Source organism: Xenorhabdus sp. PB61.4, assembly GCF_963894935.1.
Lineage (GTDB): Bacteria > Pseudomonadota > Gammaproteobacteria > Enterobacterales > Enterobacteriaceae > Xenorhabdus > Xenorhabdus stockiae.
In genome coordinates this window covers 1-20,330 of the sequence record NZ_CAWQJR010000212.1, presented here as the reverse complement: position 1 = coordinate 20,330, position 20,330 = coordinate 1, and the positions used below count along the sequence as shown (strand labels likewise).

Sequence of the window (20,330 nt, the reverse complement as noted above, 5' to 3'; positions counted from 1 at the left end):
ACGATTTTAACGGGATTGGTTGCTTACTGCCTTAAAGAGAAAAAGCCATCACTGAAAATTTTCTACTCAGAAGAAGATATTTCAGCAATAGCTTAAGCGGAATTGGGGTTAGTTACCATTTTGTCGGCGAGCAAAAGCAGCAACCATATCCAGATATTCACTTTTAAACCCTAATGCAATACTACCATTTCCCCCCGTTGGCCGGAGTCCGCCATGCCGATCCATCCCGTCAGATTCATCATAGGTTTCATAAAGCTTTCTAGTAAAATAATTAGGGGTTCTCGGATAACCGCCAATCGTACCCACTTCTGGAGGCCTTGTACTGTTGTTATTAAACCCACCTGTCATTCTCACACCGAATGTCTGGCCGTGTAAAACAACATCATTCACATTAAGCGTACTTACCCTGACCACTCCGCCAATAGCGCCATTAGCGTCAGCCCCTGTACTCGGGCCTTTCTCAATATCCACTGAACTGATCAAGTCCGGATCAATATAAGTGCGTCCGGCAACTCCTGAATATCCCCGGTAAATCGTTGTCTCCTGCATAGCTCCATCAACAATAACCGGTGTTCTTCCCTGCCCCTGCATCCCACGAATATTGACATCCAGCGCACCAGAGTTACGGTTCTCACTATTCAGTACACCCGGCGTTCCCTTCAGAAAATCACCCACGGATGTACCACGGCGCTGTTCTACCTGCTCCGCTGAAATATGAGTACTGGAACCGGGTGTCATATAAGGTAAATCCGCGTTTAGCTGTGCTTCACTGAATCCGGAAACTTTAAGCTCTTTAAGTACCACTGTTTCTGGCTTATGAGGATTTTCTGGCGCGGTTTTCGATGTTTTATCAGTGTCTGCTGCGTAAGATGGAAAAACTGTGTTTCCCAGTAGTGCTAATAAAATCCCTGTTCTCAGGTTCAGTGGGGAGCTGAACGAGTTTGTTGATGATTCCACTTTTAATGCTTCCATGTTATGGCTATTAGTTCAGTGTGATAATTAGTTCAATTTGAATTTAATTGGGGTAGGAAGTAACTGATGAGCACCAGAATCAGCGACATATAGACAACCGATGAGTAAAAGCGATCCAATAAAAATAATAATGAAAAGCCGCCCAAACGCGGAGGATTAGGTCGGAAAATAATAGTTATACTCATTTGTTGTGTGCTGCTGGTATATTTGTATCGTTCTTATAAGGGCAGTAATGATAATTAATGCCAAAAACAAATGCAAACAATAACAATTATCATTACTTTATAATTTATCTCTCCATTACCACTGAATCAAAAATAACCAACATCGATACATCAGGGAAAAAGATTTAAATCGAGCCGCTTCGCAATCCTATTTAATAGTCAAAAAATCCGATACATTCCCGATCGCAATCCTGATAACCTACCGTATGACTCTTCCTCTTAATATCAGCCATCAAATCCACAGATGAATCGCACAGATTATCAGTGATAAGATAGTGTTTTCGCCCAGCAGAGGTTCACTAGCGTTCTATCCTTAGCTGATTATATTTAGGTTTTGTCATTTAGATGGGTTGACTGAGTGTCGATAGCCCAGCCGAGTCAACAGGAACAATAAAATTGAATCAAATCAACATGAAAGAATCTCCAGCAAAGGATGTAAGCACCCACACTCCCATGATGCAGCAGTATCTGCGCCTGAAAGCGCAACACCCTGATATTTTGCTGCTTTATCGCATGGGAGATTTTTATGAGTTGTTCTATGACGATGCGAAAAAGGCAGCAAAGTTACTGGATATTTCTCTGACCAAACGTGGGCAGTCCGCAGGCCAGCCAATCCCAATGGCTGGAGTTCCTTATCATGCAATTGAAAACTATCTGGCAAAACTGGTTCAACTGGGTGAATCTGCGGCAATCTGTGAACAGGTTGGCGATCCGGCCACCAGCAAAGGCCCTGTTGAGCGTAAAGTTGTACGTATTGTGACTCCGGGGACGGTCACTGATGAAGCCTTGCTGCAAGAACGTCAGGATAACCTTCTGGCGGCTATCTGGCATGACAGTCAGGGGTTTGGCTACGCTACTCTGGATATCACTTCCGGTCGTTTCCGTGTTTCTGAAATGGCTGATGAAGATACAATTGCTGCTGAACTCCAGCGCACCCGTCCGGCTGAATTACTCTATCCTGAAGCCTTTGAGCACATGGGGTTGATCGAACGCTATCACGGCCTGCGTCGTCGTCCTATGTGGGAATTTGAACTGGATACAGCAAAGCAGCAGCTGAATCTGCAATTTGGTACCCGTGATCTGATCGGCTTTGGGGTCGAAAAGGCTCCACAGGCACTGCGCGCGGCAGGTTGTCTGCTGCAATATGTCAAAGACACTCAGCGCACTGCACTGCCTCATATCCGCAATATCACAATGGAAAGCCAGCAAGAGACGGTCATCATGGATGCTGCTACCCGCCGCAATCTTGAATTGACTCAGAATTTGTCGGGAAGCACTGAAAACACCCTTGCCTCTGTGCTCGATCAGTGTGTGACGCCTATGGGCAGCCGTATGTTGAAACGCTGGCTCCATACCCCAATCCGCAACCGGGATATACTGGAAAATCGCCAGCAGGCTATTTCTGCGCTTCAGGAGATAGGCTTTGAGCTACAACCGTTCTTGCGTCAGGTTGGCGATTTAGAGCGTGTGCTGGCCCGTCTCGCTCTCCGCTCTGCCCGCCCCCGTGATTTGGCAAGAATGCGCCATGCTTTCCAGCAATTGCCAGATATCCACCAGATCATGGATTCTTCTGATTCCCAATATATTCAGGCATTACAACAACGTATTGGTCGTTTTGACGAGTTACAGCAACTGCTGGAAAACGCGGTAGTCGAAACCCCGCCTGTTCTGGTGCGTGATGGTGGAGTCATAGCGCCCGGTTATAATGCTGAACTGGATGAATGGCGAGCATTGGCTGATGGTGCCAGTGATTATCTCGACAAACTGGAAATCCGTGAACGTGAAAAACTCGGTATTGATACCCTGAAAGTCGGCTTCAATGCAGTACATGGTTACTATATTCAGGTCAGTCGCGGGCAAAGTCACCTTGTGCCGATTCACTATGTACGCCGCCAGACCCTGAAAAATGCAGAACGCTATATTATTCCTGAATTAAAAGAGTATGAAGATAAGGTTCTGACTTCCAAAGGCAAGGCTCTCGCCATCGAGAAAGCCCTGTATGAAGAGCTGTTCGACTTATTACTTCCTCATCTGGCAGCCCTGCAAACCAGCGCTGAAGCACTTTCAGAACTGGATGTACTGGCAAACCTCGCCGAACGAGCTGAAACACTGAATTATACCTGTCCGACATTAACAGACAGAACCGGCATCCAAATCACGGGAGGCCGTCATCCGGTTGTTGAGCAGGTTCTCAGTGAACCCTTTATCTCTAACCCGTTAACTCTCTCTTCACAGCGTCGCCTGTTAATCATTACCGGGCCGAATATGGGCGGGAAAAGTACTTATATGCGTCAGGCCGCTTTGATTACATTGCTGGCGTATATTGGTAGTTTTGTCCCGGCAGAAAAAGCGGTGATTGGGCCTGTAGACCGTATTTTTACCCGTGTAGGAGCATCCGATGATTTGGCATCCGGGCGCTCGACTTTCATGGTGGAAATGACTGAAACGGCTAATATTCTGCACAATGCGACAGAACACAGTCTGGTGTTGATGGACGAAATCGGTCGTGGTACGTCAACTTACGATGGCCTTTCTCTCGCGTGGGCCTGTGCTGAGAATCTGGCTAATCGCATTAAGGCGATGACGTTATTCGCCACTCACTATTTTGAATTGACGACATTGCCTGAAAAATTGGAAGGAGTGGTCAACATTCATCTGGATGCGGTTGAACACGGCGATACCATCGCCTTTATGCATAATGTGCAGGATGGTGCCGCCAGCAAGAGCTACGGGCTGGCCGTTGCTTCACTGGCCGGTGTTCCCCGTGATGTTATCAAACGGGCACGCCAGAAACTAAAAGAGCTGGAATCACTCTCCAACAATGCCACAGCCGGTCATGTCGACACACCACAACTGACACTACTGGCGGAAGAAACCTCCCCGGCAGTAGAAGCACTGGAAAACCTGAATCCGGACTCCCTGACGCCACGTCAGGCACTGGAATGGATTTATCGTTTAAAAGACATGGTGTAAAGCATGACTGATTTACAGATGACAGGGATCAGAACAACAGGCTTGTCCATAAAAGGTGATACCAGCCTGTTAGAACCCATTTATCAATTTTTACAGTGTGAAACCCCGGATCAATGGGTGGAGAAAGCAAGGCAGCCGGAGAACCTTCCGGTTTTGCTGCGTGATCATCTTTTATGTGAACTAAAAGCAGCACAGAGCGCAATGTTCCTGATCCGAAAATATGCTGTTGATCCGGCGAGCGCGGATGCCTTGCTGGCATGGTTTCAGCCCTATGAAGATTTTGCCTATAAAAAAATCGGCAGCATCCATTCGTTAAAGGGCAAAAGCCAAATTACGAAACAAATTACTGCACGGGAAAAGTCCCCTTACAGCCAGTCGTTAATTGATAAAATGGTGTTGCTGATAAAAGAAGAACTACATCATTTTTATCAGGTACTGGAGATTATGGAATCCAGAGGAATAAGCTATGACAGCATCAGCGCCAGCCGTTATGCTCGATCGTTGTTTCAGCATATTACTAATCATGAGCCTTATACTCTGGTGGATAAATTAATTATTGGGGCATATATTGAGGCACGTTCTTGCGAACGTTTCGCTAAATTAGCGCCTTATCTCGACGAGGAATTGGGTAAATTTTATATTTCCCTGCTGCGTTCAGAAGCACGCCATTATCAGGATTATTTAACACTGGCTCAATCTATATCTAAAAATGATATTACAGAAAGAGTGAAATATTTTGGTCAAATAGAAGCTGAACTTATTCAGTCACCCGATTCTGATTTTAAATTCCATAGTGGTATACCTGTAAATTAAAAGCATGCCGATAAATTAAAAGGTGGGATAATAAAGCCCACCTTTTAATTTAATTATCCCTTTATCTCAGGTGTAAAATTCTAAGTACGGAATAAGGATTCGATATTCAATCCTTGGGTATGCAGAATGTCTCTGAGACGGCGCAACCCTTCAACTTGAATCTGACGAACTCTTTCCCTGGTTAATCCAATTTCTCGTCCTACATCCTCTAAAGTTTCCGCTTCGTAACCAAGCAAGCCAAAACGACGAGCCAGAACTTCACGTTGTTTTGCGTTGAGTTCAAACAACCATTTGACAATACTTTGCTTCATATCATCATCTTGGATGGTTGTTTCTGGCCCAGAATCGTTTTCATCAGATAAAATATCCAACAGCGCTTTATCTGAATCCCCGCTAATCGGAGTGTCGACTGAAGTAATGCGTTCATTAAGCCGCATCATACGGCTTACATCATCAACTGGTTTATCCAGTTTTTCAGCAATTTCTTCGACACTTGGCTCATGATCTAATTTATGAGCTAACTCTCTTGCAGTACGTAAATAAACATTCAGCTCTTTAACGATATGAATGGGCAAACGGATCGTACGAGTTTGATTCATAATCGCCCGTTCAATTGTCTGACGGATCCACCATGTGGCATAAGTAGAAAATCGAAAACCTCTTTCAGGATCGAATTTTTCTACTGCTCGAATAAGACCAAGGTTGCCTTCTTCAATTAAATCCAAAAGCGCCAATCCTCGGTTGCTATACCTTCGGGATATTTTGACTACCAGCCGCAAGTTGCTTTCAATCATGCGTTGGCGCGCAGCAATATCTCCCCGCAATGCCCGTCTAGCGAAAAGAACTTCTTCCTCTGCTGTCAACAAAGGAGAAAAACCAATTTCTCCGAGATAAAGCTGGGTTGCATCAAGAACCCGTTGGTTAACTCCTTGCAACAATTCCAAGTCTTCATCAAAACTGGTTAAATCATCCTCGTCTTTCAGCAACGCTTCATCAAAGTCATCGGCTTCCGTGCCATTTTCGTCTAAATCCGCCTCTTCATACAACTCATTAACTTTAAGCGTACTTTGGCTCATCAGCTGCTCCTACCCATGATAATGCGGACAGGAGTTCAGATTCCTGCCCTGGTTTATCGCTGCGGAAGATAACGCAGCGGGTTTACGGATTTTCCCTTGTAACGAATCTCAAAATGCAATCTTACTGAACTGGTTCCGGTGCTACCCATAGTTGCTATTTTCTGCCCTGCCTGTACATCCTGCTGCTCTCGCACCAGCATAGTATCGTTATGAGCATAAGCACTCAGGTAGTCATCATCATGTTTTATTATTATTAGATTTCCATATCCACGTAATGCATTTCCGGCGTAAACAACTTTCCCACTGGCGGTTGCAAAGACGGGTTGGCCACGATTACCCGCAATGTCAATGCCCTTATTCCCACCCTGAGAATCTGAAAAACTTTCGAGAACTTTTCCTTCAGCAGGCCATCTCCAACTATTGATAGTCTTACTCGTGATAGCCTTACTCGCATTTAAATCTGTTGCAGACGATCCTTTCGAAGGGGCATCGTCACTATCAGAAATCGTTTCTCTTGGCAACATTTTTTGCGAATTATGCCTGTCATTATTTGCAGGATACGCATTACCTTTTTGAAAATCAACCTGCTCAATTTTAGATTGTGTGCTATTTGATGCTATTAATACACCGTTCCTGGAGTTTACATTGCCAATTCTCAGGACTTGGCCAACATTTAAGCCATAAGGTTCTGAAATGCCATTTATGTGAGATAGTTCACGAAAATCCTTACCTGTAATCCAGGCAATGTAAAATAAAGTATCCCCATGTTTAACTGTGTAAGTTTTACCGTTATAGCTCCCTTTCGGAATGCTCCCATAATTTCGGTTATAGACGATTTTTCCATCCTGTAAATTATTATTTCCAGCATTATTTGCCGGATATTTACTATTTGTGGAATATTTGCCTATTTCGCTGTTTTTGGAGATTACCGGGGGAGACGATAGCATTGGAGTCGAAATCGATGAGGGGCGGGAGGATATTATTCTATTTTTTTCCTGATTATCCACACTCACTATTGGGGCAGGACGATTTGGTGTATTACTACAACCAGCCAGTATTGTGCCTGCAATTGTATAGATTATTATCCACTGTATTTTTTTCATTAAGTTTCCTACTTTCATACCTTATTCCCCCATAAAGGCAAATATAAGCGACAAGCATTATGATTTATAAAGAAATTAAGATTCATAAAAATATTTAAGGCAAAATACTTTTTTTTTATCTCAAAAAAATAGCTGCTAATTTAAAAATAGCGGTAAAAAAATAAATCAGCAGATTATGCCAGTTCGCCTTGGATAAGAGGTACGAAACGAACAGATTCGATCACTTCACTATGAAAATCGTTCCCATAGCGATGTACCACTTTCAGCGACTGAGAGCTTTCACCAACAGGCAATACCATCACGCCGCCATCTGCCAGCTGATGTAACAATGCCTGTGGTATTTCTGGAGGTGCTGCTGTGACGATGATGGCATGAAATGGCCCCTTTGACGGCCACCCATTCCAGCCATCTCCATGGCGGGTTGAGATATTATGTAAATCGAGTTGCTTTAACCTGCGTTTAGCCTGCCACTGCAATCCCTTAATCCGTTCTACAGAAAAAACATGCCCGGCTAAATGAGCAAGTATCGCAGTCTGATAACCAGACCCCGTCCCAATCTCCAGTACTTTAGATTCAGGCGTTAAATCCAGTAATTCAGTCATGCGGGCAACGATATATGGCTGAGATATAGTCTGCCCGTGTCCGATGGGCAATGCTGTATTCTCATATGCCTTATGTGCCAGAGCTTCATCGACAAAACATTCTCTGGGTACTTTGGATATCACTTCCAGCAGGTGTTCATTATGAATACCCTGCTGGTGTAGCTGCGTCAGCAAATTTTTCATTAACCGACTTAACATTCTCCGACATCCCCGGCTTTCAACAGCCAATCAGTTACCAGTTCCTGTGCTTTATAGGCTGTCAAATCTACCTGCAAAGGAGTAATGGAAACAAACCCTTCTTCTACCGCAGCAAAATCGGTTTCCGGGCCAGCATCGTGTTTTGCTCCCGGTGGCCCTATCCAGTAGAGCATATTGCCTTTAGGGTCTTCCAAAGAATAAACTTCTTCCGCTGCACTTCGACAGCCACACCGTGTCACCTTGAACCCTTTGATTTGTTCAATAGGCACATCAGGGACATTAATATTCAGAATATTACCGGCTCTCAATGGCGATTTCTGTAACATATTCAATAAGCGAACAGTGACTTCCGCCGCTGTTTCGTAATGTTTGTCACCATCCAGTGACACAGCCAGAGCGGGTAACCCCAGATGACGCCCTTCCATCGCAGCAGCCACAGTTCCGGAGTAAATCACATCATCCCCCAGATTAGGGCCACAATTGATGCCTGAAACAACGATATCAGGCCGTGGACGGACTAATTTATTGACGCCCAGATAAACACAATCGGTCGGAGTACCTTCCTGAACTGCAACATCACCATTATTCAGTCTGCTGATACGCAAAGGACGATCCAGAGTTAAAGCATTCGATGCACCACTACGATTACGATCAGGTGCTACAACCTGCACGTGATACTGTTCCCGCAATTTGGCCGCTAACGTTTGAATACCCGGGGCGGTAACACCATCATCATTACTCAGCAATATCCGAAGCATTAAAATATCTCTTAAATTTACTTAAAAAATGGCAAATGTTGAAACATGGTATTTGTTAAAACATAGATTAATACAGTAACTTTCCCTATGTACTATTCTGCTTGCGTCTTAAAGATCTCTGCTTAAACAGCATCAGGGTTTGTCAGAAAATCGTTTGATCTTAGCATGACGCAAGCAGTTTTGTAGAGCGCTTTGCATCCCGTTTACTTAAATAAGAGCATACTTATACTCAGCATCTTTTAAGTTGTACCTTTGTTGGTTGCACTCACTTTTGTTCAGAGATTTATCTCTTTATTACCATGTAGCACAATATTAAACCCTTCCTCTTCCTGAGGAGCGACAAAAGCGCGGGTGATGGCCGCAAATTGCTCGTCTGTCACCGAAAATTGGTGCTCGCCAGACTGATTGCGCAGATGTAGGCGAGCCAGACAAACACTATCAGGCACATCAAGAAAATGAAGGTAGCTCTCGACCTCTGTTGCCTCAATGATTTTCTTCATCCATTTCCGGTTTTCAATCGTGTTAGCAGGAAAATCAAGAATGACAGAAATCCCGGCATTCAATAAAGAGATTAAATGGGGCTCCATCGCATTTCTGAGCTTTTCCGAATAGCACACATAATCGGCCACAGTTTTTATTTCACTACCATAAAGTGTTGATAGCCAATAATCTTCATTCATAACAATTGTCATTGGTTGCTGAGATAACTTTGCAGTAGGGTCGATTTTCCCGAAGCAATTTTTCCACATAATATGTGAAAAACTGCTTTTTGCTGCTGAGTCGTTTTTTCCTGAGAAATAGATTTATCTTGGCAAAGAGTATTTTCCGATAAGGATATTTTTGATGAATACATTAAATTATCTTCCATTAATCAGTGCAATATAAAATTTATTAACTCACAAGAGCATTTTCATTTGAGACCAACACTAACTAGATTAGACAAAATCCACTTTATTCCGTTGAGTGTGAAATAATAATACAGCTCACAAATTTCAATTAATTATGTGAAATACACCCCCAAAATTAATATAGAAAACTTCAATTGCAATAACCAGATCAACTTTCAGATAATTTAAGCAATCCTCTAGTAAAAATAATATCCATATTATCTCTGAAAATAATTTTCACTAACGTAATTATATTGTCCTAGAATAGTTAATACCACTTTAGAGTTATTATCTACATTAAATAGAAATAACAGAGGCTTATATGAGATTCCAAAATAGCGTGGTGATTATTACAGGCGGAGCAAGTGGAATTGGTGAAGCAACGGCAAAAGCATTTGCTGCCGAAGGTGCTCATGTTGTGATTGCCGATTTCTCAGATCATGGGAAAAAAGTTGCCGAGGAACTTAATACAAAAGGCAATGAAAGTATTTTTATTAAAACTGACGTCACAAGCGAAGAGAGCATTAAGTATATGGTCTCGAAAACAGTTGAAAAATTTAAACGTATCGATGTTTTATTTGCCAATGCAGGGATAGCCGCCGATAACAGTGCAGATAAACTGACGGTTGCTAACTGGCAGAAAACTATCGATGTAAATCTGACCGGGGTTTTTCTGTGCGATAAGTTTGTTATCCATGAAATGCTTAAACAAGAATCAGGCGGGGTGATCGTCAACTGTGGTTCGATCCATAGCTTTGTCAGCCGGGAAGCCATTACAGCTTATACAGCCTCTAAAGGCGGTGTAAAGTTATTAAGCCAGACTTTAGCGATTGACTATGCCAAAAATAATATCAGGGTGAATACAGTCTGCCCCGGCTATATCAACACTCCGCTATTAGGCCAGATCCCCGAAGAACTAAAAGAGCAGCTTATTTCTCTTCATCCACTGGGACGTTTAGGAAAACCAGAAGAGGTGGCGAAAGCAGTATTATTCTTAGCAAGTGATGATGCATCATTTATTACCGGCACGACATTACTTGTCGATGGTGGATATACCGCACAGTAGTACTCTTCCATCGACTTTCAAGTTGCAGCTTACTGACAAAGCTGCAACTTGAAATATCTAAAGTAATACTCAGGCGAAAATCATTACTCAGAAATATCAGCCATATTGTTTTGCTTCTGATTAATCAGCTCTCTGATAACACTGGTAGCAAAGCTACCCGATGGCAAAGAAAAATGAAGAGTAACCGTTTGGTCATCCAGCCATTCCCAGTGCAGATTAAGTGGTTTTACTAACATCGCTCTACGAGCACTATCGACACGTTCACGTTTCACCAATCCCCAAAGAGATTCGTAATCCTGTAAACATTGCTGTTCAAAATCCAGAGCCTGATGTAGCGTTCCCAATGCTTTATCACCCGGTAATGGCGCCGTAATCTGTAATTCACCGTCCATAACCCGCTGCTGTAACACAGCCAGTTCAGATTCATCCGCCACAAACCAGCTGCCACGCCCCGTTAACTGCAATGCGTCGCCATTTTGTACTTGCTGATGTTCGCCTCGTCCGATACGTATACTGGTAATTACGTTAAACATAGCGCTACGGCTGGCAGAAAGGTAAAAACTACGGCGATTACGCTCTTTAACCTGTATTTCATTTGTTGCCCAGCGCTGCGCCTGAACCAGATTCTGCCCATCACGCCCAAAACGCTGTTCACCAAAATAATTAGGGATGCCTGTCTGAGCTATCTGCTCTAAACGTTTTTCTACTACCTGACGATCAGAAACGTCTCTCAATACCAGTGTAAAATCATTGCCTTTTAGCGTACCAATGCGCAGTTTGCGTTTCTGGCGAGCGGTAGCCAGTATTTCACATCCTTCAAGCTGAAATGCAGCCAGATCAGGATCCTGTTTTCCCGGCAGATGCAAACAGAACCACTGTTCTGTCACCGCATTACGATCTTTTAAGCCCGCATAACTGACAGAACGTGCCGGTATTTTGGCAAAACGGGCAAGGTTATCAGCAACAAACTGCGTGTTACACCCTGTCTTGCGGATATGCACCATTAAGTGCTCACCTTCTCCATCAGGAGAAAAACCTAAGTCTTCCCGCACAATAAAATCTTCCGGGAACGATTTAACAACACCAGTGGCTTCCGGACGCCCATAAAGCCAGTGTAATTCACTCAATATCATGCTTATTCCTTCACCAGCAAAGCTACCGCTTCACAGGCAATACCTTCTTTACGGCCTACAAATCCCAATTTTTCAGTCGTTGTCGCTTTAACATTAATATCATCCATATGGCACTCAAGATCTTCTGCCAGATTGACACGCATCTGGGGAATATGAGGTAACATTTTAGGTGCCTGAGCAATAATGGTGATATCAAGATTACCTATCCGATAACCTTTTTCACGAATGCGGCGATAAGCCTCTTTCAGCAACTCACGACTATCTGCGCCCTTAAAAGCCGGGTCAGTATCCGGGAATAGTTTGCCGATATCACCCAATGCTGCCGCTCCCAGCAAAGCATCTGTTGCAGCATGTAAGGCAACATCACCATCTGAGTGTGCAATCAGCCCCTGTTCATAAGGAATGCGGACACCACCAATGATCAGTGGCCCTTCTCCGCCAAATTTATGTACATCAAAACCGTGACCAATTCTCATAAGATACGTTCCTTTGATTTTCGGGATAGGTAAAATTCAGCCAGAGCCAGATCTTCAGGCTGAGTTACTTTTATATTGTCCGCCCGACCGCTGACCAGAGCTGGATGATAGCCACAATATTCCAGCGCAGAAGATTCATCTGTAATGCAGGCCTGTTCGGCAAGGGCTTTCATCAGACAATCGCGTAATAACTGCAACGGAAATAGCTGTGGAGTCAACGCATGCCAGAGACCATTGCGATCAACGGTGTGATCGACCGCCTGTAGTGCTGTGTCAGCGGTTCTTCCCGAAGCAGCGGCCATCATACGTTTCATTGTGTCCCTGACCGGTGCGGCCAGTAATCCCCCACAAAACCGTTCGTCATCAAACGGTCCACCACTCAGCACAGAAGAAGCAGACTTTTCATCCAGCAATTTCAGTAAGTTATCAAGGTCATTCCGATGCAAACAGGGGCGGGCGGCATCATGAACCAAAACCCAATCCGGGCATTTCGGCGACAACCCGGCCAGATAATTCAGCCCGGCTAATACTGAATCAGCACGTTCATCACCACCGATAACTGTTGTAATACGCGGATCAGAAGCGATAGGCAATTGGTTAAATTGTTTGTCAGCGGGATGTAACACAACGATGGCCTGCTGTATGCGAGGATGTTCAAGCAGTGCAGAGAGTGTATGTTCAATAATCGTTTTTTCGGCAATGCTGAGATATTGTTTCGGACACTCCGATTTCATCCGGCTACCGATACCCGCAGCAGGGATTAAAGCAACTATTTCAGTCATAAAATTCAGTTATAAAAATATCAGCAGGAGAGTGAAGAGTTGAGCAGTTCATTTGAGTTATTGTTCACTGTTTTATTTCTCGTTATTTTGTCCCGAAGCCTGTTGTGCATTTTGTTTAGTTGTATCCGGTACCATGCGATAAAAAGATTCACCGGGTTTAATCATACCTAATTCATTACGGGCTCGTTCTTCAATTGCTTGCTGGCCGCCTTTCAAATCCTTAATTTCCGCAAATAGCTGGTCATTACGCGACTTCAGAAAAAGGTTGTTTTTCTCTTGTTTTGCAACCTCATCCTTAACCCGCATATAATCGTGAATACCATTTTTGCCGATCCACAGCGAATACTGTAACCAGCCAAGTAAAACCAGTAATAGTAGCGTTAGTTTACCCATTTCCGCCCCCTGAAAAACCCGCTAATCATCCCATAACTCAGGAGATGACGCCACTATCACAAACAAATCACAAATGGATCACAAAAGAATACGCAGTGACATGAGTGTAGAAACACATTACCTGACTCGCAATAATGTGTTTTTACTTTGTCCGGGAAATGAGTTCAGAGAGTGGAAAACAAAAATGGGATATCAGGTAGTCAGAATATTTCTTTCGTTTAGCGAAATAAGTAATTCTTCCACCAATAACTCAATGGGTTGTGAACCATCTAAATGAATATCTGGGTGTTCTGGTGCCTCATAATCTGAATCAATGCCAGTAAAATTCAGGATTTCTCCGGCTCGTGCTTTCTTATATAAGCCTTTCGGATCACGGGATTCGCAAATTTCCAGAGGTGTATCAACAAATACCTCAATGAATTGCTCTGGCTCCATGGATTGCCGTATTTTTTGTCGCTCAGCACGATTGGGGGAAATAAAAGCCGTCAATACCACCAGCCCGGCATCAAGCATCAGTTTTGCAACTTCTCCCACACGGCGGATATTCTCCTGCCTATCAGCTTCAGAAAAACCTAAATCATTGCACAGCCCATGACGCAGATTATCCCCATCCAATAAGTAGGTTTTGATCCCCTGTGAAAACAGCGCCTGTTCTAATACCCCAGCAAGTGTTGATTTGCCTGAACCGGATAAACCGGTAAACCAGATAACTAAAGCCAGGTGTCCGTTCACAGCTTCCCGCTGTTGTCTGCCCACAGAATGTGAATGCCAGACGACATTAGGCGAGACCGCATTATGGGAAATAATATTAGGAGAATCCTCCCTGACCTGAACCAATTACTTCCCTCCCAATAAATCACGTGCTCCCCAGTGTGGGAAATGGCGGCGTACTAACCGGTTGAATTCCAGTTCAAACTCACTGTATTCATGCGGCTCCTGATAGACATCAGTCTGAATTTCCCGCACCAGCCCCGCACCAACGGTAACGTTAGTCAGGCGATCGATCAAAATGATGCCACCGGTATCCGCACTTTGCTGATAACTATCAATCAACAACGGTTCATCAAATGAAAACTCCACCAGCCCAATAGCATTTAACGGCAGTTCAACGGCGACTTTCTGGGTCAGATTATTGATATCAACCTGATACTGGACATTATCAATTTTTGCCCGGCTCTTCTTACCTGCTACCTTGATATCCAGACTTTGCCCCTGAATCAGCGGTTTTTCTGACATCCAGACAACATCCACCAGAGCATGGCGCGCTACCGTCATTTCGCTTTCAACCGCAACCAGCAGATCACCACGGCTGATATCAATTTCATCTTTCAGGACGATAGTGATCGCCTGCCCCGGTACAGCAAAAGTCAAATCACCATCAAAAGTCACGATCCGCTCTACCGTAGAAACCCGGCCTGATGGCATCACTTTAATTTTTTGCCCCTGACGTAAAATTCCCGATGATAATGTGCCGCTATAACCACGAAAATCAAGATCAGGGCGATTGACGTATTGCACAGGAAAGCGCAGAGGCTGCTCTGAAGCATTTTTCTGTACATCTACTGTTTCAAGGAGATCCAGCAACGTTGCTCCACTGTGCCACGGCATTTTCTCACTGTGACTGACGATATTGTCCCCTTCCAGCGCCGAGATAGGGACAAAATAAATGTGCAGATCAGTGGGCAACTGGCTGGCAAAATCCAGATAATCCTGTTTGATCCGATCGAAAATATCCTGCCGGTACTCCACCAGATCCATTTTGTTTACTGCCACCACCAAATAGCGGATCCCCAGCAACGTACTGATAAAACTATGCCGACGAGTCTGTTCCTGTACACCTTTGCGCGCATCGATCAGAAGAATAGAGAGATCACTGGTTGATGCCCCTGTTGCCATATTACGGGTATATTGTTCATGCCCCGGCGTATCCGCGATGATAAATTTGCGTTTTTCCGTGGAGAAATAACGGTAGGCAACATCGATAGTAATACCCTGCTCCCGCTCAGCCGCAAGACCATCAACCAAAAGCGCCAGATCCAGCTTTTCTCCCTGAGTTCCCAGCCGTTTACTGTCATTTTGTAAAGTCGCCAGCTGATCTTCGTAGATCTGACGGGTATCGTGTAATAAGCGACCGATCAGCGTGCTTTTACCATCATCAACGCTGCCGCAGGTCAGAAAACGCAGTAATCCCTTTTCCTGTTGTGCTCTCAGATAGGATTCAACACCGCCCTGTTCTCTGATTTGATTGGCGATGACTTCATTATGTGCGAGTGCCGGCATCTTTATGCTCCCCTCAAAAAAATAACGCTGTGCCTCAAAAATAACCCTGACGTTTTTTCAGCTCCATTGAACCGGACTGATCACTATCAATCAGCCTCCCCTGCCGCTCGCTGGTTGTCGATATCAGCATTTCCTCGATAATTTCCGGCAGTGTCTCCGCTGCCGATTCCACAGCACCAGTCAAAGGCCAGCAACCGAGTGTCCGGAAACGAACTTTACGCTGGCTGATAACTTCACCCGCTTTCAAATCGATACGATTGTCATCAACCATAATCAGCGTGCCATCGCGCTGAACGATCGGTCGGGGCTTTGCAAAGTAGAGAGGAACAATATCTATCTGCTCTAAATAGATGTACTGCCAGATATCCAGCTCAGTCCAGTTAGATAAAGGGAATACTCGGATACTTTCACCCTTATTAATCTGGCCGTTATAGTTACGCCAGAGTTCCGGGCGCTGATTTTTTGGATCCCAGCGATGAGAGCGATCACGGAAAGAATAAATCCGCTCTTTAGCACGGGATTTCTCCTCGTCACGTCGGGCACCGCCAAATGCGGCATCGAATCCGTATTTATCCAGCGCCTGCTTCAGGCCTTCCGTTTTCATAACATCAGTATGTTTGGCACTACCGTGAATAAAAGGGTTAATACCCAGTTCTTCCCCCTGCGGATTACGATAGACCAGCAATTCAAAACCGTATTTCTCTGCGGTTTTATCGCGAAATTCATACATTTCCCGGAATTTCCAGCCGGTATCGACATGCAGCAGCGGAAAAGGCAACTTTCCCGGATAAAATGCTTTACGTGCAAGATGCAGCATCACAGAAGAATCTTTACCAATGGAGTAAAGCATTACCGGATTAGCAAATTCGGCAGCAACTTCACGAATAATATGAATACTTTCTGCTTCAAGTTGCTGCAAATGAGTCAGTCTTTTGTTGTCCATTAATGCTCCCCCATTAATAGTTCTTCCATAAATAAATAGTTCTTTAGGCTAAATCAACAACAGCAGGGCGATTTGCCGGCTCAGTAGATTCTGTGTGTTCTGCCAGATTTTGATGATCAACCGATTTCAGCCCAAACCAGGCTAATTGATGGTGAAGCTGAGCAACCTCTCCCACCACCAGCAACGCTGGCGATGGCGCTTCCTGTGCCAACTGCTCCAGTTCAGACAACGTACCGGTCAATACCTGCTGCTCAGAGCGGGTTCCACAGCCAATGACAGCAACCGGTGTACTGGCATCCCGCCCGTGTGAAATGAGTTTCTGGCTTATCAGGGCTGACTTGATGATCCCCATATAAATTGCCAGTGTCTGATTACCCCGTGCCAGTGCGGGCCAGTCCAGTTCATTGCCATTTTCGCGACAATGCCCGGTAATAAACGTGACACTTTGGGAGTGTTCCCTGTGTGTCAGAGGAATCCCCGCATAAGCCGAAGCACCAACAGCGGCAGTTATGCCGGGTACAACCTGAAAAGGAATACCCGCGGATTCGGCAACCTGTAATTCCTCTCCGCCGCGACCAAAAATAAAGGGATCTCCGCCTTTCAGACGAACCACTTTTTTCCCCTGATTTGCCAGTTTGACGATCAGAGTGTTTGTTTCTTCCTGCGCAACAGAATGGCTGCCTGCCCTCTTGCCTACACAGATTTTGTCGGCATCACGGCGCACTAATTCGAGTATTTCATCGCTGACCAGATGATCATAAAGCACCACATCAGCCTGCTGGATCACCTGTAACCCTTTTAACGTCAACAAACCCGGATCACCGGGACCTGCTCCGACTAATACCAACTCACCTTTCTTACTTGTTTGCTTTTGTTGTTCATCAGCAATCTGTTGAGCCAGTTGCTCCTCAGCCTGTTGTAACTGCCCATTAGCAACTAGCGTGGCAAAACGCCCGTTAAAAGCTTTCTCCCAGAAATAACGACGCTGGCGCAGGGAGTTCAGGCTCTGTTTTACCTTCCCACGCCAACGACCGGCGATTTCTGCCATCGCACCAAGATGAAAAGGCAACAACGATTCCAGCTTTTCTCGCAGCAATCGTGTTAATACCGGGGATTTTCCGGCAGATGAGATCGCCACCATAACCGGAGAACGATCAATAATTGAGGGGAAAATAGCTGAGCACAGTGACTGATCATCTACCACATTAACCAAAATAGCGCGGCGATTAGCTTCAGTAAAAATAGACTGGTTTAAATCATGATCGTCAGTCGCTGCAAGCACCAGAAATACACCATCAAGATAATCCGTACGGAATGTACCCTGTCGCCACTCAAAATCCCCTTTTTGATGGCGTTGTTGCAATTCTGAGTGTAATTCAGGAGCCACGACTGTTAATGCCGCACCAGCTCGCAATAACAGGCTGGCCTTGCGGGAAGCCACTTCGCCACCTCCCACCAGCAAAACAGCACGCGATTTCAGCTCAACAAATAAGGGTAAGTAATCCACAATGACAGGCCATCCAGAGTTTAATTTATTAATAATTATCGATACACAATGGATTTCAAGATGCGTCGCGGCGGCAAGAGAGTGACAAATTCGTCGGGAACGAATTTGCCCAGCCACCAGCCAAAGGCTGGCCTCCGGTGAGAGGCAGGAGCCTCTCAGTAATCCCCGTGAGCATAGCTAACTATGTGACCGGGGTGAACGAGCGCAGCCAACAAAGAGGCAACTTGAAAGACGAAGTGTATAAGGGATGAATATATGTGGCTGTGATAATGTTATGAAATGTCAAAAAGTAATTATTAGTTCCTGAATCGTATAAGGTAGGTTTTTTAATGGGTTATAAAACCACAACTTGCGAAATATTCAGTGGGAAAGCTTGTTCTTTATTTTGCGAGCTCCCATTTTACAGACAATAATCGTTGATTTAACCAATTTATCACCTAATTAGCTCCCTTTTATACCCCGCCACATTGGACGAGGATTTACAGGAAAATTTTTAGCTATCGATTTAATAATGAATAATTCAATCTTAATATTTTTATTTGTTCATCAAGTACCCTCACGAAATTAGTAGCAATATTCCGACACTAACCTTTCCTGATACTGAAAAGCATCACCAACTGTATTCTTGATTTTACTCTGTTATCTACAACCCAATTCCCATTTTCCTGCCAGATAGATATATATTGATTAAACGTATACTTTTGAGGAATAGAATTTGCTCCGCCTTGCCATCCTGCGGTGACATCCACTGGACAATTCATCTTAGTCGGCTCAGTCGCAACGAGTGTACAATTTCCTATTTTCTTTACTGATTCCAAAAAAAATGCTTCTTTCTCAGTTTCACCATCTGATTCAGTTTTATCATAAAGATCTTGGATAGCATTATATATCTGACTTTCCGATGGACCACCATCATCAAAATGAGTACTGATATTAGGTTCCACATCTTCCGCGTATCTAACCCGAACACCAGCCTTGCTAAGCAAAGTATCTGCTTGTATTCGTGATCTTAATTGATCATCCGCAACCCAATTCCCATTTTCCTGCCAAATATACATTTTTAGGTTAACAATCTGCTCCTTAAAATTAAAAGTAGAATTAAATCGTTTAAATGAGCCTTGTTTGGACCCTGAATTTAGCCCATGATCATTATTGAAGGTCATCTCAACAGGGCAACGCATCTTGGTGGGTTCATCCTTAGATAGTTTACAATTTCCCACTTTTTTTACACTCTCCACAGAGAATGGCCCTTCTTGAATAGGCTTATTTGGTTCAGATTCACTCAATCTAGCCTGAATAGCATCATATATTTGGCTTTCCGATGGACCATCATCGGCAAAATGAATATTGGTATTGGTATTGGTATTATCACAACCAATTAAAACTATACATAGTAAAAATAGACCAAATAAATTAATCGATTCCATAATCATCATTTCCTTAACATTATTTTTATCAATTGTCATAAAAGCAAATTATATATTAGACCAATTATCTTACATATGTTTACATCTTAGCATTAACTCCATTAGTGATTATCATTTGACGTATTTTTGTTTTTAATTTTTCATCCACAATTAATTTTCCATTATCTTCTCTAAGATGCACTTTATGTCTAATTTTAAATTGTCTTGAGATGGTTCTGGAGCTGAGTTGCATACTAACAATTATGTCTACAGGACAACGTATTTTAGTAGCTTCTGTTTCAAGCCATTCACAATCATCTAATTTTTTTACTGAATTCAAAAAAAGTTGCATTTCTTGAACTCTGTTGTCAATTGCATTCAAATCAAAGTGGTTTTGTATGCCCTTAATTATCTGAGCTTCAGATGGTTCACTATTATCAAAATTCGCATTGGAGTTATCACATCCAATTAGAAATTGGCATAGTATATATAACCATAATAATTTAACATATCCAATATCAATATTTTTATTCATATTATTCCAAATATTTATCTTAAGGCTACACTTTTCATGTTGTCGATTAAAATTTAGTGAGTCTGTATGCATTATCCATTATTTATTGAAAATAATAGAATAATCTATTTCATTAAATTTTTTCTTGATCATATTCTCATTTATTAAATTTATGGATTGCTAATTTTTATTACTTACCATTCAATCTATTAACGGAGGTGGCT

Annotated in this window: 19 protein-coding genes and 1 pseudogene; 4 read left to right on the top strand and 16 right to left on the bottom strand. The window is 43.6% G+C overall.

From position 1 onward, the window contains the following. Positions 1 to 96 (top strand): annotated as a pseudogene (locus AACX68_RS18700) (IS982 family transposase); the annotation flags it as partial. Positions 97 to 108: 12 nt separating this feature from the next. Here the strand turns inward: AACX68_RS18700 and AACX68_RS18695 are convergent. Then, positions 109 to 957, bottom strand: coding sequence for a TonB-dependent receptor plug domain-containing protein (locus tag AACX68_RS18695; RefSeq protein ID WP_228860105.1), 849 nt, complete (start codon positions 955 to 957; stop codon positions 109 to 111). 650 nt (positions 958 to 1,607) lie between these two features. Between AACX68_RS18695 and mutS the strand changes: the two genes are divergently transcribed. Both mutS and miaE read left to right on the top strand, forming a co-directional pair. Continuing rightward, positions 1,608 to 4,169 (top strand): DNA mismatch repair protein MutS, encoded by a 2,562-nt coding sequence (gene mutS, locus AACX68_RS18690; RefSeq protein ID WP_228860108.1) that lies wholly within the window; start codon positions 1,608 to 1,610, stop codon positions 4,167 to 4,169. An 18-nt stretch (positions 4,170 to 4,187) separates the two neighbouring features. Continuing rightward, positions 4,188 to 4,982 carry a tRNA isopentenyl-2-thiomethyl-A-37 hydroxylase MiaE gene (gene miaE, locus AACX68_RS18685; protein WP_228860107.1) on the top strand — a complete coding sequence of 265 codons (795 nt, stop codon included), beginning with the start codon at positions 4,188 to 4,190 and terminating at the stop codon, positions 4,980 to 4,982. Positions 4,983 to 5,062: 80 nt separating this feature from the next. Here the strand turns inward: miaE and rpoS are convergent, their stop codons facing one another. From rpoS to AACX68_RS18660, 5 genes are all read right to left on the bottom strand, one after another. After that, positions 5,063 to 6,058, bottom strand: coding sequence for an RNA polymerase sigma factor RpoS (rpoS, locus tag AACX68_RS18680; protein WP_099111078.1), 996 nt, complete (start codon positions 6,056 to 6,058; stop codon positions 5,063 to 5,065). A gap of 53 nt (positions 6,059 to 6,111) precedes the next feature. Then, the gene (nlpD, locus tag AACX68_RS18675) at positions 6,112 to 7,179 is read right to left on the bottom strand and encodes a murein hydrolase activator NlpD (RefSeq protein ID WP_228860104.1); all 1,068 of its coding nucleotides are present in this window, start codon (positions 7,177 to 7,179) and stop codon (positions 6,112 to 6,114) included. A 155-nt stretch (positions 7,180 to 7,334) separates the two neighbouring features. Continuing rightward, on the bottom strand, positions 7,335 to 7,961 hold the full coding sequence (locus AACX68_RS18670) for a protein-L-isoaspartate(D-aspartate) O-methyltransferase (RefSeq protein ID WP_099122814.1): 627 nt from the start codon (positions 7,959 to 7,961) through the stop codon (positions 7,335 to 7,337). Further along, positions 7,955 to 8,719 (bottom strand): 5'/3'-nucleotidase SurE, encoded by a 765-nt coding sequence (gene surE, locus AACX68_RS18665; RefSeq protein ID WP_228860103.1) that lies wholly within the window; start codon positions 8,717 to 8,719, stop codon positions 7,955 to 7,957. The genes AACX68_RS18670 and surE overlap by 7 nt, the downstream gene beginning before the upstream one ends. Positions 8,720 to 8,994: 275 nt before the next feature. Next, entirely contained in the window at positions 8,995 to 9,411 is a 417-nt protein-coding gene (locus AACX68_RS18660) for an AAA family ATPase (protein ID WP_339389382.1), read from the bottom strand. A 517-nt stretch (positions 9,412 to 9,928) separates the two neighbouring features. On the opposite strand from AACX68_RS18660, the gene AACX68_RS18655 reads away from it, so the two are divergent. Further along, a complete protein-coding gene (locus AACX68_RS18655; RefSeq protein ID WP_228860102.1) occupies positions 9,929 to 10,672 on the top strand; it encodes an SDR family NAD(P)-dependent oxidoreductase in 744 nt (247 codons plus the stop codon). An 83-nt stretch (positions 10,673 to 10,755) separates the two neighbouring features. On the opposite strand, the gene truD is transcribed toward AACX68_RS18655, so the two are convergent. The 10 genes from truD to AACX68_RS18605 form a co-directional block, all read right to left on the bottom strand. After that, on the bottom strand, positions 10,756 to 11,805 hold the full coding sequence (truD, locus tag AACX68_RS18650) for a tRNA pseudouridine(13) synthase TruD (protein ID WP_228860101.1): 1,050 nt from the start codon (positions 11,803 to 11,805) through the stop codon (positions 10,756 to 10,758). Positions 11,806 to 11,807: 2 nt separating this feature from the next. Next, the gene (gene ispF / locus AACX68_RS18645; RefSeq protein ID WP_086955344.1) at positions 11,808 to 12,281 is read right to left on the bottom strand and encodes a 2-C-methyl-D-erythritol 2,4-cyclodiphosphate synthase; all 474 of its coding nucleotides are present in this window, start codon (positions 12,279 to 12,281) and stop codon (positions 11,808 to 11,810) included. Beyond that, a complete protein-coding gene (ispD, locus tag AACX68_RS18640) occupies positions 12,278 to 13,063 on the bottom strand; it encodes a 2-C-methyl-D-erythritol 4-phosphate cytidylyltransferase (protein ID WP_228860100.1) in 786 nt (261 codons plus the stop codon). The genes ispF and ispD overlap by 4 nt, the downstream gene beginning before the upstream one ends. Positions 13,064 to 13,135: 72 nt before the next feature. Further along, complete coding sequence (gene ftsB / locus AACX68_RS18635) at positions 13,136 to 13,456, bottom strand: cell division protein FtsB (protein ID WP_228860099.1); 321 nt, start codon at positions 13,454 to 13,456, stop codon at positions 13,136 to 13,138. 192 nt (positions 13,457 to 13,648) lie between these two features. After that, entirely contained in the window at positions 13,649 to 14,293 is a 645-nt protein-coding gene (gene cysC, locus AACX68_RS18630; protein WP_228860098.1) for an adenylyl-sulfate kinase, read from the bottom strand. Next, positions 14,294 to 15,736, bottom strand: a complete 1,443-nt coding sequence (gene cysN / locus AACX68_RS18625) for a sulfate adenylyltransferase subunit CysN (RefSeq protein WP_228860097.1) — start codon at positions 15,734 to 15,736, stop codon at positions 14,294 to 14,296. Between the two features lie 34 nt (positions 15,737 to 15,770). Continuing rightward, a complete protein-coding gene (gene cysD / locus AACX68_RS18620; protein ID WP_339389383.1) occupies positions 15,771 to 16,697 on the bottom strand; it encodes a sulfate adenylyltransferase subunit CysD in 927 nt (308 codons plus the stop codon). A gap of 25 nt (positions 16,698 to 16,722) precedes the next feature. Then, positions 16,723 to 18,186, bottom strand: a complete 1,464-nt coding sequence (cysG, locus tag AACX68_RS18615; protein ID WP_228860106.1) for a siroheme synthase CysG — start codon at positions 18,184 to 18,186, stop codon at positions 16,723 to 16,725. Between the two features lie 584 nt (positions 18,187 to 18,770). Next, positions 18,771 to 19,613, bottom strand: a complete 843-nt coding sequence (locus tag AACX68_RS18610; RefSeq protein WP_228860095.1) for a hypothetical protein — start codon at positions 19,611 to 19,613, stop codon at positions 18,771 to 18,773. 79 nt (positions 19,614 to 19,692) lie between these two features. Further along, on the bottom strand, positions 19,693 to 20,127 hold the full coding sequence (locus tag AACX68_RS18605) for a hypothetical protein (RefSeq protein WP_228860094.1): 435 nt from the start codon (positions 20,125 to 20,127) through the stop codon (positions 19,693 to 19,695). Between the last annotated feature and the right edge of the window lie 203 nt (positions 20,128 to 20,330).